This is a genomic window from Salinivibrio sp. PR6 (assembly GCF_001995955.1).
In the GTDB taxonomy this organism is placed as follows: Bacteria; Pseudomonadota; Gammaproteobacteria; order Enterobacterales; family Vibrionaceae; genus Salinivibrio; species Salinivibrio siamensis.
On sequence record NZ_MUFA01000006.1, the window covers coordinates 154,636 to 171,397 of the forward strand.

The 16,762-nt window shown below is 52.8% G+C and carries 20 protein-coding genes; 8 read left to right on the forward strand and 12 right to left on the reverse strand.

What is annotated here, in order from left to right; translation table 11 throughout:
- The first annotated feature begins 13 nt into the window (after positions 1-13).
- The 3 genes from secB to cysE all read left to right on the forward strand — a co-directional run bounded on the left by secB (position 14) and on the right by cysE (position 2,472).
- Positions 14-493, forward strand: coding sequence for a protein-export chaperone SecB (gene secB / locus BZG72_RS06705; RefSeq protein WP_077666421.1), 480 nt, complete (start codon positions 14-16; stop codon positions 491-493).
- Positions 494-502: 9 nt separating this feature from the next.
- The gene (gpsA, locus tag BZG72_RS06710) at positions 503-1,522 is read left to right on the forward strand and encodes an NAD(P)H-dependent glycerol-3-phosphate dehydrogenase (RefSeq protein ID WP_077666422.1); all 1,020 of its coding nucleotides are present in this window, start codon (positions 503-505) and stop codon (positions 1,520-1,522) included.
- A gap of 116 nt (positions 1,523-1,638) precedes the next feature.
- Complete coding sequence (gene cysE / locus BZG72_RS06715) at positions 1,639-2,472, forward strand: serine O-acetyltransferase (protein WP_231637427.1); 834 nt, start codon at positions 1,639-1,641, stop codon at positions 2,470-2,472.
- 129 nt (positions 2,473-2,601) lie between these two features.
- On the opposite strand, the gene pfkA is transcribed toward cysE, so the two are convergent.
- The 3 genes from pfkA to BZG72_RS06730 form a co-directional block, all read right to left on the reverse strand.
- Positions 2,602-3,564 (reverse strand): 6-phosphofructokinase, encoded by a 963-nt coding sequence (gene pfkA / locus BZG72_RS06720; RefSeq protein WP_046074718.1) that lies wholly within the window; start codon positions 3,562-3,564, stop codon positions 2,602-2,604.
- A gap of 186 nt (positions 3,565-3,750) precedes the next feature.
- A complete protein-coding gene (fieF, locus tag BZG72_RS06725; RefSeq protein ID WP_046074719.1) occupies positions 3,751-4,641 on the reverse strand; it encodes a CDF family cation-efflux transporter FieF in 891 nt (296 codons plus the stop codon).
- Between the two features lie 77 nt (positions 4,642-4,718).
- On the reverse strand, positions 4,719-5,174 hold the full coding sequence (locus tag BZG72_RS06730) for a Spy/CpxP family protein refolding chaperone (RefSeq protein WP_077666423.1): 456 nt from the start codon (positions 5,172-5,174) through the stop codon (positions 4,719-4,721).
- Between the two features lie 167 nt (positions 5,175-5,341).
- Between BZG72_RS06730 and BZG72_RS06735 the strand changes: the two genes are divergently transcribed.
- The 3 genes from BZG72_RS06735 to BZG72_RS06745 all read left to right on the forward strand — a co-directional run bounded on the left by BZG72_RS06735 (position 5,342) and on the right by BZG72_RS06745 (position 7,953).
- Complete coding sequence (locus BZG72_RS06735; protein ID WP_046074720.1) at positions 5,342-6,037, forward strand: response regulator; 696 nt, start codon at positions 5,342-5,344, stop codon at positions 6,035-6,037.
- On the forward strand, positions 6,025-7,425 hold the full coding sequence (gene cpxA, locus BZG72_RS06740) for an envelope stress sensor histidine kinase CpxA (RefSeq protein ID WP_077666424.1): 1,401 nt from the start codon (positions 6,025-6,027) through the stop codon (positions 7,423-7,425). Before BZG72_RS06735 ends, cpxA begins: the two co-directional genes overlap by 13 nt.
- A 63-nt stretch (positions 7,426-7,488) precedes the next feature.
- Positions 7,489-7,953 carry a tRNA (cytidine(34)-2'-O)-methyltransferase gene (locus BZG72_RS06745; RefSeq protein WP_046074722.1) on the forward strand — a complete coding sequence of 155 codons (465 nt, stop codon included), beginning with the start codon at positions 7,489-7,491 and terminating at the stop codon, positions 7,951-7,953.
- A gap of 56 nt (positions 7,954-8,009) precedes the next feature.
- Here BZG72_RS06745 and tpiA read toward each other — a convergent pair whose 3' ends face one another.
- The gene (tpiA, locus tag BZG72_RS06750; protein WP_046074723.1) at positions 8,010-8,777 is read right to left on the reverse strand and encodes a triose-phosphate isomerase; all 768 of its coding nucleotides are present in this window, start codon (positions 8,775-8,777) and stop codon (positions 8,010-8,012) included.
- 264 nt (positions 8,778-9,041) lie between these two features.
- Here tpiA and BZG72_RS06755 point away from each other — a divergent pair, with 264 nt between their 5' ends.
- A complete protein-coding gene (locus tag BZG72_RS06755) occupies positions 9,042-9,404 on the forward strand; it encodes a 5-carboxymethyl-2-hydroxymuconate Delta-isomerase (protein WP_077578242.1) in 363 nt (120 codons plus the stop codon).
- A 2-nt stretch (positions 9,405-9,406) separates the two neighbouring features.
- On the opposite strand, the gene BZG72_RS06760 is transcribed toward BZG72_RS06755, so the two are convergent.
- The 4 genes from BZG72_RS06760 to glpX form a co-directional block, all read right to left on the reverse strand.
- Positions 9,407-9,760: a DUF3135 domain-containing protein gene (locus tag BZG72_RS06760; RefSeq protein ID WP_077578243.1), complete on the reverse strand. Its 354-nt coding sequence runs from the start codon at positions 9,758-9,760 to the stop codon at positions 9,407-9,409.
- A 237-nt stretch (positions 9,761-9,997) separates the two neighbouring features.
- Positions 9,998-10,741, reverse strand: a complete 744-nt coding sequence (locus BZG72_RS06765) for a ferredoxin--NADP reductase (protein ID WP_046074726.1) — start codon at positions 10,739-10,741, stop codon at positions 9,998-10,000.
- A 9-nt stretch (positions 10,742-10,750) separates the two neighbouring features.
- Complete coding sequence (locus tag BZG72_RS06770; protein ID WP_046074727.1) at positions 10,751-11,371, reverse strand: helix-turn-helix transcriptional regulator; 621 nt, start codon at positions 11,369-11,371, stop codon at positions 10,751-10,753.
- Between the two features lie 119 nt (positions 11,372-11,490).
- On the reverse strand, positions 11,491-12,498 hold the full coding sequence (glpX, locus tag BZG72_RS06775) for a class II fructose-bisphosphatase (RefSeq protein ID WP_077578345.1): 1,008 nt from the start codon (positions 12,496-12,498) through the stop codon (positions 11,491-11,493).
- 291 nt (positions 12,499-12,789) lie between these two features.
- Here glpX and zapB point away from each other — a divergent pair, with 291 nt between their 5' ends.
- Positions 12,790-13,032, forward strand: a complete 243-nt coding sequence (gene zapB, locus BZG72_RS06780) for a cell division protein ZapB (RefSeq protein ID WP_046074728.1) — start codon at positions 12,790-12,792, stop codon at positions 13,030-13,032.
- Between the two features lie 52 nt (positions 13,033-13,084).
- Here the strand turns inward: zapB and rraA are convergent, their stop codons facing one another.
- The 4 genes from rraA to hslV form a co-directional block, all read right to left on the reverse strand.
- A complete protein-coding gene (gene rraA, locus BZG72_RS06785; protein ID WP_046074729.1) occupies positions 13,085-13,603 on the reverse strand; it encodes a ribonuclease E activity regulator RraA in 519 nt (172 codons plus the stop codon).
- Between the two features lie 119 nt (positions 13,604-13,722).
- Positions 13,723-14,628, reverse strand: coding sequence for a 1,4-dihydroxy-2-naphthoate polyprenyltransferase (locus tag BZG72_RS06790; RefSeq protein ID WP_077606821.1), 906 nt, complete (start codon positions 14,626-14,628; stop codon positions 13,723-13,725).
- 160 nt (positions 14,629-14,788) lie between these two features.
- On the reverse strand, positions 14,789-16,120 hold the full coding sequence (gene hslU / locus BZG72_RS06795) for an HslU--HslV peptidase ATPase subunit (protein WP_077606822.1): 1,332 nt from the start codon (positions 16,118-16,120) through the stop codon (positions 14,789-14,791).
- 2 nt (positions 16,121-16,122) lie between these two features.
- Positions 16,123-16,659, reverse strand: a complete 537-nt coding sequence (hslV, locus tag BZG72_RS06800) for an ATP-dependent protease subunit HslV (RefSeq protein WP_069361883.1) — start codon at positions 16,657-16,659, stop codon at positions 16,123-16,125.
- Positions 16,660-16,762 lie beyond the last annotated feature (103 nt).

Consider the following 16,762-nt stretch of genomic DNA (forward strand, 5'->3'; position numbering starts at 1 on the left):
AGGACGAACCATCATGGCTGAAGCCGAAAACAACCAACAAGCCGAGCAAAATTTTGCCATTCAACGCGTTTTTCTCAAGGACGTGTCTTTTGAAGCGCCAAACTCGCCAGAAGTGTTCCAACAAGATTGGTCGCCAGACGTTAACCTTGATTTGGACACGCAAAGCCGCGAGTTGGGTGAAGGCATCTATGAAGTGATCTTGCGTTTGACCGTGACGGTGAAAAACCAAGAAAGTAATGCCTTCCTTTGTGAAGTGCAGCAAGGTGGTATTTTCTCTGTGTCAGGCATGGAGTCGCCTCAATTGGCACATTGCCTGGGCGCTTTCTGTCCTAACATTCTTTTCCCTTATGCGCGTGAAACGATTTCGAGCTTGGTCGTTAAAGGAACCTTCCCGCAACTGAACCTGGCACCGGTTAACTTTGATGCCTTGTTCATGAACTACCTGCAGCAGCAGGCGGGCGAAACAGCTAGCGAAGAAGACGCGCAAGCGTAAGGTGTGATGATGACAGATCTTGCTCCTACTCAAGATGCGGCCATTACGGTACTGGGCGCCGGCTCTTACGGGACGGCGCTAGCAATCTCGTTGGCCAGAAATGGCGCCAACGTGGTGTTATGGGGGCACGATCCGAGTCATATCGCACAGCTGGAAATTGATCGCGCCAACCAAGCGTTTCTTCCCGATGTGGCGTTTCCAGACTCATTAGTGCTCTGTGCGGATCTATCTGTTGCGGTCAATGCCAGTCGCGATTTGCTTGTGGTCGTCCCCAGCCATGTATTTGGTGATGTACTGAGCCAAGTGCGCCCTCATTTACGGGCCGACTCTCGTGTGTGTTGGGCGACTAAAGGCCTAGAGCCGGAAACCGGTCGTTTATTGCAAGACGTGGCACGTGAACAATTGAGCGACGATATACCGCTCGCGGTGTTATCGGGGCCTACGTTTGCTAAAGAACTTGCCGCGGGCATGCCTACCGCGATTTCGGTGGCCTCGCCTGACGCAGAGTTCGTGAGTGATTTACAAGAAACCATTCATTGCCAACATAGCTTCCGTGTGTATGGCAATCATGATTTTATCGGCATGCAACTTGGCGGCGCGGTGAAAAATGTGATTGCCATTGGCGCAGGGATTTCCGATGGCATTGGCTTTGGCGCCAACGCACGGACGGCCTTGATCACGCGGGGCTTGGCGGAAATGACCCGGTTAGGTGAAGCGCTGGGTGCGTCCCGTGATACCTTTATGGGGATGGCGGGGTTAGGAGATTTGGTGCTGACGTGCACCGATAACCAGTCGCGTAACCGTCGCTTTGGCCTGGCATTAGGCAAAGGTGAGGATGTGCAAGGTGCCCAAGACAATATCGGCCAAGTGGTCGAGGGGTATCGCAACACCAAAGAAGTATGGGCACTGGCCCAGCGCGCGGGCGTCGAGATGCCTATTGTGGAGCAGATTTATCAAGTGCTCTATCAAGGTAAATTGGCCCATCATGCCGCGCGCGACTTGCTGGCACGAGACAAGAAGTCCGAATAACAGCAAAAATCGAAGAGAGTAACGCGCGGGGTGAGAACCGCGCGTTTTTTTTATACACTGGCGTGAGGCGGTGTTGTCGCCTGAGTGGTAGATCATTTGGGATAAGGATGAAGGCAGTGAATCAGGCCAAAAAACAATGCCAACAAGATCGTGTCTGGCAAGCAGTGAAAAAAGAAGCGCGTGAGCATTCAGAGCGTGAGCCGATGTTGGCGAGTTTTTACCATGCCACTATTATTAAGCACGACAATTTAGCCAGTGCGCTTAGCTATATTCTCGCCAATAAGCTTTCCACGCCCTCGATGCCCTCAATGGCGGTGCGAGAGGTGATAGAAGAAGTGTATGCCAATGATGCTTGCGTGGCGGAATCAGCCGCGTGCGATATTTGTGCTACCGTTGAACGTGATCCTGCCGTTGAGCTGTATTCAACGCCACTTTTGTACCTAAAGGGCTTTCATGCATTACAAGGTTTTCGGGTTGCGAACTGGCTATGGCGTCAAGGACGAAAAGAACTCGCGACCTACCTGCAAAACCAAATCTCGGTGACCAGTCAAGTGGATGTTCATCCCGCTGCCTGCATAGGTCGTGGCATTATGTTTGACCATGCAACGGGTATCGTGATCGGTGAAACGGCCGTTATCGAAGACAATGTGTCTATTTTGCAAGATGTGACCTTGGGCGGGACAGGCAAAGAAGGCGGCGATCGCCATCCGAAGATCCGCACTGGGGTGATGATTGGTGCAGGGGCAAAAATACTGGGTAATATTGATATCGGTGAAGGCGCGAAAATTGGCTCCTGCTCTGTGGTGCTTAACCCCGTTCCACCTCACACCACGGTGGCAGGCGTGCCGGCCAAGATTGTGGGTCGCCCCAGCTCGCACATGCCATCGCTGGATATGGATCAAGAATTTAATGGCTCGCACAAGACATTTATCTCGGGAGATGGGATCTAATGCGGCTTGCACAAGCGCGGCTTGCATAAGCGCGGCTTGCATAAGTGCGGCTTGCACCCAAGCTATCTCAGAATAAAAAACGGAGCCGTGGGCTCCGTTTTTAGCAATAGATGAAAGCTTCGCCGCGAGTTAGAACAGCTTTTCGGCAACTTCGTACAAGTCGTCGCGGAATGGGCGCTTCATGTTTTCAATCGCGTCAACGATGTCATGATGCACCATTTTGTCATTCTGAATACCGACACAACGGCCACCTTCACCTTGTTGCAGAAGGTCAACGGCGTAAGCGCCCATGCGCGAGGCAAGAATGCGGTCAAAGGCACCGGGTTGGCCGCCACGTTGAATATGGCCAAGAATGGTCGCGCGTGTTTCGCGGCCGGTTTCGCTCTCGATGAACTTCGCGAGTTCATTGGCGTCGGTCATCAGCTCAGTGATCGCGATGATCGCGTGCTTCTTACCTTTGTAGATGCCTTCTTTCACTTTGGCGAGAAGCTTGTCTTTATCCAACCCAATCTCTGGGGTGATGATGTATTCACAGCCACCAGCAATCGACGCCATCAGGGTCAGATCGCCGCAATGACGGCCCATGACTTCAACAATAGAGATACGCTGGTGAGAAGACGAGGTGTCGCGCAGGCGGTCAATGGCGTCAATCACCGTGTTCATCGCCGTCATATAGCCGATGGTGTAGTCCGTCCCCGCAACATCATTATCAATGGTGCCCGGCAGGCCAATACAGGGGTAACCCATTTCGGTCAGTTTCTTTGCCCCCATGAATGAGCCGTCACCACCAATGACGACCAAGGCGTCGATGCCGTGCATTTTCAGGTTCTGAATCGCTTGCTCACGCACTTTCTCGTCGGCAAATTCAGGAAAACGCGCTGAACCTAGGAAGGTGCCGCCGCGGTTAATCACGTCAGAAACGCTTGTGCGATTGAGGCGCTCAATGCGGTTTTGATGCAGGCCGAGAAAACCATCATAAATACCATATACTTCTAAGCCTTCGCTGAGCGCGCTGCGAACCACACCGCGAATCGCTGCGTTCATACCTGGCGCATCACCGCCACTGGTCAAAACACCAATTTTTCTAACCATGGTTACCCTCTAACTGTTCGTCACTTAATTCGTTCCGATTGCGGTAATGGCAACCTGCTTGCCCCAGTGAACCCGCAATGACGATCGCTTAAACTGTAATTTTCCTACTTCTGTAATAGTATTACAATTGCTATAGAAAAAAAGTTGATACATGTCAGCCCGATGAGCTTTTGTTCATGCCGCCCTTCACGCTTTTGCCTCCTTTGGCACCACGGATTTGGGGTCTTGATGGATGATCACATCTGCCCCGGGAAAGGCGACGAGCAATCTATCTTCCACTTCATCGGCAATAGTATGTGCATCCACTAAGGGTAGCTCGTCATCAAGCTCTATGTGTAATTGGATAAACTTTGTCATGCCCGCCTGACGAGTGCGCAGTTGATGAATGCCATGCACCCCTACCACTGAGCTCGAGAGCACCGCTATTTTTTCTTGTTCTTCAAGCGGTAACTGCCTATCGAGCAGTGATTGGATGGCCTCGTAAGCCATTTTAAGTGCTTGCGATAAAATAAACAGGCTGATGGCAATCGCAAACCAGGCATCGGCCTGTGTCCAGCCGTACCAACTCAGTCCAAGGGCAATAATGATCGCGACATTCATTAACAAATCAGATTGATAGTGAAGGGCATCGGCGGCGATGGCGGGACTGGCGGTTTTGCGGATCACCCATTTTTGAAACAGCACCAAGCCGAAGGTGATCACGGTAGCGCCGACGCTGACCATAATGCCAAGTTCAGGGGCGGCAATCGGTACGGGCTTGAACAAACGTTCGAGTCCACTGAGCAGCAAGAAGGAGGCGGAGCCAATAATGAAGGTGGATTGCGCCAAGGCGGCCAATGATTCCGCTTTACCATGACCAAAACTGTGTTCACTGTCCGCGGGCTGAACCGCGTAGCGCACCACGAGTAAGTTGGTGAGCGAGGCGAGCAAATCGAGCAATGAGTCAACAAACGAGGCCAGCACACTGACCGAGCCGGTGAGCCACCACGCGATGAGTTTGGCTAATAGGAGGAGGGTCGCCACACAGGTGGCTGCCCACGCCGCGGCTTCGACCCAAAAGGCATACTTTTTTGTCATACAGAGGGCAGTCGGTTAATCAACACTGCCCTCAAGTATATATGCCATTGACGGCAAACGTATGACACGGCGCAGGTTTAGCGCCAACAGTCACCTTTTTGACCCAGTTGGCGATGCTCCCCTTTACCTCGGTGACCGTGACCGCGTTGCGCCCACTTTTCCATCATCGCATCAAAAAAGGCGCTTTGTTGCTCAGCGGTCAGCACTTGTAACATCGCATGCTGATGGCGGGCGTGCTTAACGCGACGCTCAAGATTTGGCTGTGGTTGAGACGCCAAGAGCTCGCGCACTGCCGCTTCATCGAACGTCTGTTGGGTGAGTAAAGCATGCATGTTGGCATGGAAATCGTCTCGTGCCTGTTGACGCTGGGCACGATAGTCATCACGAAGCGCTTGAATTTGCGCTTTTTGCTCATCGGTTAAATCCAGATCGCGCCACAGACTGCGATCCATGCCAGCGCCGACATGTGGAGCCGCTAAAGTCGGAAGGGTAATGGCTGCGAGCGCTAAACCTATCGTGATACGTTTCATCATCTTTCTCCTGAATGGAATGTTTACCCTGTTAGCCTACGTGTTGGGATGTAAAGTGACGTTATTGGGTGTAAAGATGGGTAAAGTCACGCATGTGTGTGAGCCGCTATGATAAAAATACACCCTGTTCGGTGTCACAAACACGCCACCTTGGGAGTGAGTGTAAAAGCATGTATCAGGTTTTAATCATCGATGATGACACAGCGTTAACGGACCTTCTCAGCGAACTGCTGTCCTTGGAGGGGTTTTCGGTGCGCTGCGCGGATAACGGCCAAGTGGGTTTGGAGATGGCGAATGCGTCACCGCCCGATATCATTTTGCTGGATGTGATGATGCCTGTGCTCAACGGGATGGAAACCTTGCGTCAGCTACGCGCGACCTCAAACGTGGCGATTTTGATGCTCACTGCGCGAGGTGAGGAAGTGGATCGTGTGATGGGGCTAGAATTAGGCGCGGACGACTATTTGGCTAAACCCTTTAGTGATCGTGAACTGCTTGCCCGAATGCGAGCGATTTTACGCCGGACGCAGGGAGAGGGTGTCGAGCCGACGCAATCGGACGAAGAACCTGTCCTCGCCCATCATGACGTGCGGGTCTACCCACGCCGGCTGGAAACCCTCTGTCAAGACAGACCTGTGGAGCTAACGGGGATGGAAACCGAAATGCTCGCTTGTTTACTTCATCACCCAGGCGAAGTGGTGAGCAAAGCCCTGCTGAGCGAACAAGTGCTCGGTAAACGCTTAATGCCGTTTGATCGGGCAGTCGATGTACACATTTCCAATCTGCGCAAAAAACTGCCTGAGCGCCTTGATGGCAAGCCAAGGATCAAGACCTTGAGAGGTAAGGGTTACTTATGGGTCGATTAGCGACGTGGCGACAACGAGCCGGAGTACGTTGGGCGCGGGTGCCTTTTCTCGGCAGCTTATACGGTCGGGTTTTTGTTATTTTCTGGCTTACGTTGCTGGTGGTATTAGCCGCAGTGATGTGGGCGCAGCGTGGTGATCCGCGTAGCCTGCATGCGATCCCACCCCCAGAAAAGGCGCGCATACAAGCTCAGATTGAGAAATTGATGGCCGTCGCGCAAGGTCGCGATATACCGCTTTCCGTGTTGGTTGCTCGGCAAAATCAACATCATGGACACCGTCGCACTCCCTACAAGCTCTACTGGGTGCCTGACAGCGCACCGCTCGACTCGCTTCCTCGCGAGTTACGCCACTTTATGTCACGGACGTCAGACACTGCCGAGCCCTTGCAACGCCTCTATCATCGTCACATGCTGGCAGGGCCATTTCCGATTGTGACTTCACGTGAAGCAGGCCGTTTTTACCACGCCAGACGCTGGCAGCCTAGGCTGCCCTTTGTCCTCAAAATATTGGAAAAGCCGGAGCATCTATTGGGTGTGACCATGTTGGTGAGCACGCCTTTATTATTGTGGTTAGCGTATACTTTAACGCGCCCTGCTCGGCGCTTTCAGGCGGCAAGTCAACGAGTGGCGCTCGGTGAATTGGTGACCGATCCTGATCTTGAGCGAGGTCCGCGGGAGTTTCGCGACGCAGGGCGGGGGTTTAACCAAATGGTCACCGCGCTTAATCAGATGGTGACCGGACAGCAGCAATTGGTCTCAGATATTTCCCATGAGTTACGTTCGCCACTCACCCGTCTGCAGATGGCGCGTGCCTTGGCGGTACGTGAGCTGGGGGACAGCGAGGCGTTAGCGCGGATTGAGCAAGAGGCGAGCCAACTAGAGGCGTTGATCAGCGAGTTACTGACCTTGTCACGTTTACAATCCCAAGGCCATCTCGAGCGAGAAAGAATCAGTGCCGATGCCTTGTGGCAAACAGTGATAGAGGATGCCCAATTTGAAGCAGGCCAACAAGGTAAGCAGGTCACCAGCAATGGGCTCCCAGATGCCATGCTGACCGTTAATGTGCGCCTGGCGCGTAGTGCTTTAGATAACGTATTACGCAATGCCATTCACTATGCCGACCAACAAATTCGCATCACCATGGAACGAGACGAGGGACAGCTCTGCCTCTCCATAGACGATGATGGACCTGGGGTGCCAGACAGCATGTTAAAAGACATTTTTCGCCCGTTTTATCGGGTATCGGCCGCGCGTGATCGCCAAAGTGGCGGCTCAGGACTTGGGCTGGCGATTACCGCACAAGCCATTCAACAGCACGGTGGGCAGGTTAACGCGGCCAATCGCCCACAAGGTGGACTGGCGGTGTGTTTATATTGGCCATGTAGTTAATATTGCGCAATCGACAAGCGGTTGCGACAATACCGCCTTTGCTAGATTTTGCAGGTCACTGCCATGTTTGATATTGCGCTCTATGAGCCTGAAATTGCACCGAATACGGGCAATATTATTCGTCTGTGTGCTAATTGCGGCGCGCACTTACATCTGATTGAGCCCTTAGGCTTTGATCTTGACGAAAAGAAAGTTCGTCGCGCGGGGTTGGATTATCACGATCTGGCGCGTGTGACGCGTCATCAGGACTATGCGGCGTTTGCAAAAGCAATGGCTGGCCGACGGATCTTTGCGTGTACCACCAAAGCAACCCAATTTCATACTCAGGCGCAATTCCAAGCGGGTGATGTGTTGCTATTTGGCCCCGAAACCCGAGGGTTACCCGATGCGCTGATCCAAGCGTTACCCGACGCGCAGCGGTTACGCATTCCGATGCAGCCAGAGGCACGCAGCCTTAACCTTTCTAACGCCGTGGCGATTATTGGGTATGAAGCGTGGCGGCAGTTTGGTTTTAATGGCGCGCAATAAAAAACGCCCCCAGCGATGGCTGAGGGCGTGGATCTTTTTTGTCTTCGGCGCGTAATTTACGCGTTTTTCGCCTCAGCCGCGGCTTTGGCAATCGCTGCAAAGCCAGCGGCGTCAAGTGCGGCACCGCCAACTAGCGCGCCGTCGATATCCGGCATCGCGAATAGCTCAGCCGCGTTGCCTGCTTTCACAGAGCCACCGTACTGAATCACCACTTTGCTTGCGACATCTTCACTGTAAGATGCAATGTGCTTGCGGATTGCAGCATGGATATCTTGTGCTTGCTGCGCGGTTGCCGCTTTACCCGTACCGATAGCCCAGATAGGCTCGTAAGCGATCACGGCATCGTTCAAGGCTTCAACACCTTGTGATTGGATCACTGCATCCAGTTGGCGAGCACAAACGGCCAGCGTTTCACCCGCTTCATTCTGTGCGTCTGACTCACCAATGCATAATACAGGCGTCAGGCCATTTTCTTTCAAGAAAGCAAATTTCTTTGCCACAAACTCGTCAGACTCTTGATGGTATTCACGACGCTCTGAGTGGCCGATAATGATGTGCGTGGCACCAAAGTCTTTCAGCATGTCTGCAGAGATATCACCGGTGAATGCGCCGCTGTTATTGATGTCTACGTTTTGCGCACCGAGTTTAATGGCGCTGTCAGCCAGCAGTTGCTCGGCTTGTGCCAAATACATCACCGGTGGTGCAACGGCAACGTCGACGCCTTCAACATTTTGTAGTTCGGCGTTCAGGCCGTTAAGCAGTTCAGTGACCATGGCTTTGCTGCCATTGAGTTTCCAGTTACCCATTACCAATGGACGGCGCATAGGAATTCCTCCGCGGTTTAGTTGATTTGAAGTCAAAAGATGTAAAGAAGGTAGTCTATTGTAGCGCGGCCTTCTCTGTTTAAAATCATAGAATGGCGAGAATGCTTTCGTTTTTACCCGTTTTAGGCGTAAAAGGGAACCTTAAGGTAGTAAATTTTCATCATAATGGCGGCGAGAGACGGACGAAAGTGTGAGCCATGCGCTCGTGCAATACGCGACGTTTCGGCACTATGCAGGCTGACGATGATAATGGAGGGAGGTTTTATGCCCCATCTTGTGATGGAATACACAGACGCACTGGCAGAGCGCGTCAATATTGATCAACTGGTGGATGATCTTCATCGTGCCGCGATTGCGACGGGAAGCTTCGATCCCGAGGCTTTAAAATCACGCGCGGTGCCTTGCGGTGTGTGGCGTGTCGGGGCGCAGGCAGATCGTAGTGAGTTTGTTCATGTTGAATTTCGGTTACTCGCGGGACGCAGTGCCCAGCAAAAAGAAGCAATCAGTGACGCCCTAACAGCCCCATTGCGTGAGCACGCCGGCCATGTCAGCAGTCTTACGGTAGAAGTCCGTGATATGGACACCAGCAGCTACCGTAAGTGGGTGGGCGACAAGCAAGCGATGTAAACCTAGCTTGGACGCTCGGGCGCATCGGCTGTCGCTTTTCTGGCGGCTTGGCCGACGCGAAAGTCCATAATGTCTGCTTGATGACTGCGCAACTCTTCCGGGGCCGTAAAGGCGGTGGCAAAGCGTGAGTACTGGCGCGTGAGTGCCTGGAACAACATCATGTTAACGTGAAGCGGGTTTTTACCATGGTCAATCATTCGATTGATGTGGCTTAACATCGCGTGGAGTTGAGGCTGGGTGGCATATGAGGCATTAGCGATAACATCTTCACTCATTGTCAGTCTCAGCGCTTCTAATGCATGCGGGTCTGACTCAGCCAGTGCCGCCAATTCGTCAAAAGAGGGTAGGGTCTTCATCGCTTACTCCTTACACGCCGCCGATCATCTGATCGTGTTACCAAAGCGTTAATCTAACTATGAGCCGGGGGCTGGAGGGGATCAAATAAGCGGTGTCTGGCTATATTGACGGCCTGAATGGAGATGCAGACGGAGGCGGGGGCAATCGACTGAATCCGAATTGGTTTTTGTGGTTAATTCTCGTCGATAAAAATGCCCTGCTTTACCGTATGCGTGTCAGCAAAGCAGGGGAGCGGCTTACCAGTAGTGCTCGGTGGTGACGTTGCCTGGCTTACGGCGCAGGTTTTTGCTGAGTCCTTTACCTTCCAAGAGTGTTTTCACTTCTTTGACCATGGCGGGGTTGCCACACAGCATCACTTGGCTGTGTTCAGGCGTGAGGGGCAGACCAACCACCCGTTCGAGTAGTCCATCCTCTAGTGCGTGGGTCACACGCCCAGAGAGCGCACCCGCGGTCGGCTCACGACTGACAAATGGCTGCACCACTAGTTGGTCAGGGTATTGCTCTTGCAGCGCGTTAATGCGTGCTTGGTAGGTTAAATCGGCCGCGAAGCGTACCGCATGCACCAGTATCACTTTACGAAAACGTGACCACAGATCGCCTTGTTCCATCAGTGAGATGTAAGGGCCGATTGCCGTCCCAGTGGCAAACATCCAAAGGTGTTGGCCTTGTGGCACTTCATCGAGGGTAAAGTAGCCGGCCGGATCTTGCGTGATCATCACGCTGTCGCCTGGCTCGAGTGCATGGAGGCGGGGTGACATTATCCCGTCGGCGACACGCGTGGCATAGACTTCTAAGTATTTACTTTGTGGAGGATTCACGAACGAGTAGGCACGCTGGATCAACTTACCATCGATCTCCATGCCGAGTTTTGTGAATTGGCCTGCCTTAAACGGCTCGACAGGGGCGGATAACACCAGGCTGAAGAGATCCTTTGTCCAATGTTGGTTCTCCACTACCTCAGCCTTGATCCAAGTGGCCATATTACCTCCTCACGTCTTCTCTCCAATACGATATGTGCAGCGGCGCTGTCCAGAGACGATATGCTCTTCGCGTTCGACCCGGTAGGCCTCACCGAGTAGGTGGCGGAATAACTGGATTTCTGAGCGGCATAATGCCGGACAGGACTTCGCTGCATGACAGATAGGGCAGTGATGTTCAATCAGTATATAGTCGGTGCCGTCTTGATGAAGCTCGGCCATATATCCCTCGCTCTCTCTAAGATACGCCAAGGTTCGCAATTTAGCCTCTAAATTATCGCAATCTTTGAGCGCGTCTTGATATTGGGCAAAGGTGGCGGCTTCACGTTGAGCAATGACTTTTGCAACACCTTGCTCGCCAAACACGTCTTGCACGGAATCGATAAGGGTAATCGATAAATCATGGTGGCTGTCGGCAAAGCGGCGGTGACCATGGGCGGTTAGGGACCAATGACGAGAAGGTCTGCCCACTTTGGCGCGGATATCCTCAAAGTCGACCAAGCCATCGCGCTCTAAGCTTTGCAAATGTTGACGTACGCCCATGGTGGTCATGCCAAGCTCATCAGCCAAGGCTTTCGCACTTACGCTGCCTTCGCGTTTGATGGTGTGTAGAATGCGGTCAGTGGACTTCATGATTCGATTTCGATTACCCCAATCGTGTCGTCGCAAATAAATAAAGTAAACTATTTATAAAAGGGTAATCGAAATCGACGGGCTTGACCAGTCAGTGGCCGTATTCACGGCCACTGAGGTTACAGGATGTGCGGTTTGATCGCCGCATCTTTACGGCTTAAATAATGGGTCGAGCGGATCCGACGAATGGTGCGGCACTGTCCGCGTACCACCAAGGTTTCAGTGGTGGCTAAATCCCCGTGTCGGGTAATGCCATCGAGCAGATCGCCTTTAGTGATCCCGGTCGCCGCAAATACCACATTATCACTGCTGGCCATGTCCGATAGCGTTAACACCTGATGAGCGGCAATCCCCATTTGCGTGCATCGTGTCATTTCTTGTTCACCGAGCAAGCGGTTGTCTGGGGTATCCCCTTTCACGTCGTGGCGTGGTAGCAATCGCCCTTGCATATCGCCGCCCAGCGCCCGGATCACGGCTGCGGACACCACGCCTTCTGGCGCACCGCCAATGCCAACCATCACATCCACTTCACTTTCAGGCATACAGGTCAGAATGGAGGCCGCCACATCCCCATCGGGGAACGCAAAGACGCGGATCCCTTTCGCCTGCATGGTGGCAATGATCTCATCATGGCGTGGTTTAGCCAAGGTGGCGACCACCAAGGTATCGAGTGTTTTATCCAGTGCCACCGCAATGCGCTCAAGGTTATCGATTAAAGGTTTACTGAGGTCAATCGCGCCTTTGGCGCCGGGGCCGACGACCAGTTTTTCCATGTACATATCAGGGGCTTTCAAAAAGCTACCTTTCTCGCCGGCGGCAAGCACCGCGAGCGCGTTGGCTTGCCCCATGGCCGTCATTCGTGTGCCTTCTATCGGGTCAACGGCAATATCGACTGCATCGCCACCCAACCCGACGTGTTCGCCAATGTAGAGCATCGGGGCATCATCGATTTCACCTTCCCCTATCACGATTTCACCGTCGATATCGGTGAGGTTAAGTAAGGTGCGCATTACTTCAACAGCCGCGCCATCGGCCGCGTTCTTGTCTCCTCGTCCCAGCCATTTGTACCCAGCCAATGCTGCGCCTTCGGTCACACGCGAGAAAGCCAATGCGAGATCACGTTTCATCAGTACTCCGGAAATGTCAGCCACATTAAGACAGGCCTTAGCCCAATTTGCGCGCAAGTCTACCAGAAAGAGAAAACGTTTGCGTTGGGTCAGGTCGGGTGTTTTTGCCGAATCTGAAACGGTGATGACAAAAGGCGCTGCATTTTTGCGCACTTGTACGCGGGCAGGTAGCGAGAACAGTGGCAGTCTGGTATCACCTGAGTACAATAAAGCCGGGGTGCACGTTCAGTTGCACGGGTTGCTGCACATTAGGCAGTAACGGGATCAATCGTCAGAAATAAGGTGGCCTTGATGTCATTGGAAGTATTAGAACAACTCGAAGCTAAAGTACAAATGGCGGTGGATACCATTTCGCTGCTACAAATGGAAATCGAAGAACTCAAAGAAAAGAACGGGTCACTCGAGCAAGATGCCGTCGCGGAAAAAGAGCGCCGTGAGCAGCTTGAGCAGGAAAACGCCAAACTGCGCGACGAGCAGCAAGCATGGCAAGATCGCATCCGGAGCTTGTTAGGTAAGATTGAGAACGTCGAATAAACAAAAACAGAGCCAATTGGCTCTGTTTTGCTATTCGGTGTCAGGCGACGAGTCAGTCGTCGTCTTCCGCCTCATCGATGTCCGCGTCTGCCATGGTCAGCGCATCAGGTGAAAGGATCACGCCGGTGGTGTCGGCATAGACATGATCATCAGGCAAGAAGGTAACGCCGCCAAAGTTCACTGGCACGTCCGTTTCACCGACACCTTGCTCGTCAGCCCCCACAGGAATTGAAGCCAGTGCTTGAATGCCGATATCGATTTCATCAATGGTATCGACATCACGGACACACCCATAAACAATCATGCCAGCCCAGTCGTTGTCAGCGGCAAGCTGCGCAATCTCGCCGTCAATAAGGGCGCGACGTAACGAACCGCCGCCATCAATCAGCATAATTCGCTGCTCGCCGTCTTGTTCGGCCATTTCACGAATTAACCCATTGTCCTCAAAGCATTTTACTGTGGTAATTTGGCCACCAAACGAGCTGCGGCCCCCATAAGAGCTAAACATTGGCTCCACGACATCCACGTGTTCGGGGTACATGTCGCATAGTTCCGAGGTATTATATTCCATAGTCTAACTTCTTGTTGAGGCAGAAAAAGGCTGGCAAGCTAGTGTTGCCAACATGGCAAGTCCAAGTATAACGAGCCCATAAGGGTTTGCAATGTTAAAGCGGACAATCTGTGGCCTGATTAGACTAACAGCATACCGGTCATAAACAGGCCATTGGTGATCAGTGCACAACGCACCATGGTTCCCATCATGGGACGCAGGGCGTTGGCATTGGTGGCTTGGTAAACGTCACGCCCATGGCGCACCAGTAAGGGCACACTGGCAAGGAACAACCAACCCAACCAGGCTTGCAAGGTGAGGGCGGCAAATAAGGAATAACACGCAACCGCCCCGGCCAGTAAAATCACATGATACTGACGTCCGCGCTCCGGCCCTAAACGCACCACTAAGGTATGCTTACCACACGCGCGATCGTTATCAATATCTCGTAAGTTATTGATATTGAGCACGCCGACCGCTAATAAGCCACACGCCGTCGCGGGTAAAATGACCAAGGAATCAATGTGGCCGACCTGTAAATAATAAGTGCCTGCCACCCCGAGCCAACCAAAGAAGATTAGCACCGACACATCTCCTAAACCGCGATAGCCATACGGCTTGTTGCCCACGGTGTAGGTAATGGCCGCGACAATCGCCATCACACCGAGCAGCAAGAAACTAATAATGTCAGTCGGCTGTTGGCAGGCAATCGCAATCAGTGACCCACCACTGAGTAGGGTTAAACCAATATTAAGCATGAGCGCGCGGCGCATGGTGGTCAGGCTGACTTGGCCGGATTGGATCGCGCGCATGGGACCGATACGCGTCGCGTTATCCGTGCCTTTTATCGCATCACCATAGTCGTTCGCGAGGTTAGACAGGATCTGCAGCAATAAGGCAGTGACGAGCGCCATCAAGCTGATTGACCATGACAGGCTCCCTTGCGAGGCAGCGACCGCACTGCCGGACAAAATCGAGGTAACGGCCAGCGGTAGCGTTTTAGGTCGCGCCGCATCCAGCCATATCGCGAGAGTAGAAGGCCGCATAGCGATCCTCAAGACGAAAAAACGATGTCACCATTATTGCGCAAGCCAGGGGAGGAGTAACCCATTGTCGGCTGAAATCCGACTTGCTGTTGCGCTAGCTCAAATTTTGATGCAAAAAAGGGCAGCGTTTGCTGCCCTAGTATTGCGGTCTCGAGCTCGTTTAGAGGATGAAGCGACTCAAGTCTTCGTCATCAACCAGCTCTTCGAGGTGGCGGCGGACATAATCCGCATCAACGGTGACACTTTGACCGGCGCGTTCGCTGGCGTCGTATGAGACCTCTTCCATCAAGCGTTCCATCAAGGTATGCAGGCGACGGGCGCCGATGTTTTCAGTTTTCTCGTTCACCCGCCACGCGGCAGAGGCCAGCTCATCAATACCACTTTCCTCAAACGCCAGATCAATCTCTTCGGTTTTTAGCAGTGCGGTATATTGCTGAGTGAGCGACGCATTTGGCTCAGTGAGGATCCGCTTAAAGTCATCGGTGGATAGCGCTTCAAGCTCAACACGGATGGGCAAGCGCCCTTGCAGTTCCGGGATCAGATCAGACGGACGTGATACTTGGAAAGCGCCTGAGGCGATAAACAGAATATGATCGGTTTTGATCATACCGTGTTTGGTGGACACTGTGCTGCCTTCGACCAATGGCAAGAGATCGCGTTGCACCCCTTCGCGAGACACCTCGCCACCACTGGTGTTACCTGACTTACAGATCTTATCGATTTCATCCACGAACACGATGCCGTTGTTCTCCACCATGTGGATGGCTTGCTCTTTAATTTCTTCTTGGTTAACCAGCTTGGCGGCTTCTTCCTCGGTCAGCGCTTTCATGGCGTCTTTGATTTTCATCTTACGCTTTTTGGTGCTGTTGCCACCGAGGTTTTGGAACATGCTTTGAAGCTGGTTGGTCATCTCTTCCATGCCTGGCGGCGACATGATTTCCACCCCCATTTGTGGGGCGGCGACATCGACTTCCACTTCTTTATCATCAAGCTGGCCTTCGCGTAATTTTTTACGGAAGCTTTGCCGTGTTGAAGAGTCCTCTTGGCTGGCCTCATTTTGGCCCCATGCGTCGCGTGCTGGTGGCAGCAAGATATCGAGGATACGATCTTCAGCTTGTTCTTCAGCGCGGAATTTTACCTTTTCCATCGCTTGCTGCTGGGTCATGTTCATCGCCACATCCGCCAGATCGCGAATAATGGTTTCCACCTCTTTCCCAACATAACCCACTTCGGTGAACTTGGTAGCTTCCACCTTGATAAAAGGCGCGTTGGCAAGGCGTGCCAACCGGCGAGCGATCTCCGTTTTGCCCACACCGGTTGGACCAATCATCAAGATGTTTTTTGGGGTGACTTCCGCACGCAGCTCTTCGGCAAGCTGCATTCGGCGCCAGCGGTTTCGCAGTGCGATCGCCACCGCACGTTTGGCATTGTCTTGACCGATAATGTGACGGTCAAGCTCATGCACGATTTCGCGTGGAGTCATTTCAGACATCACTAATCCTGTTTCTTACTCTCGAGTTCTTCAACCGTGTGTTGCTGGTTAGTAAACACACATATATCACCGGCGATGGTTAGCGCTTTCTCTGCGATCTCGCGGGCATCTAACGCCGTGTTTTCAAGCATAGCAACCGCGGCGGCTTGGGCATAGTTGCCGCCAGAGCCAATAGCAATCAAATCGCGTTCGGGTTCAACCACATCGCCGTTACCAGTAATGATTAATGAGGCGGTTTCATCGGCGACGGCCAGTAGGGCCTCTAATCGACGCAGTGCGCGATCAGTGCGCCATTCTTTAGCCAGTTCAACCGCCGCTTTGGTTAGGTGACCTTGGTGCAGTTCAAGCTTGCGCTCGAAGCGTTCAAATAAGGTGAAGGCGTCAGCAGTGCCACCAGCAAATCCGGCGAGAACTTGGCCGTTATACAAACGACGGACTTTTCGGGCATTGCCTTTCATCACGGTATTGCCGAGTGACACTTGGCCATCGCCAGCAATAACCACTTTACCTTCGCGACGAACGGAAACGATTGTAGTCACGGGAACCTCTTTCTTTGTGTCTGGTACACCAGGTGGGTGATTAATGTAAGAGGTTGGGCTTTGCCGCTCACTTTTCAAGGGGAGAAGGAAGGATTTCAATCAA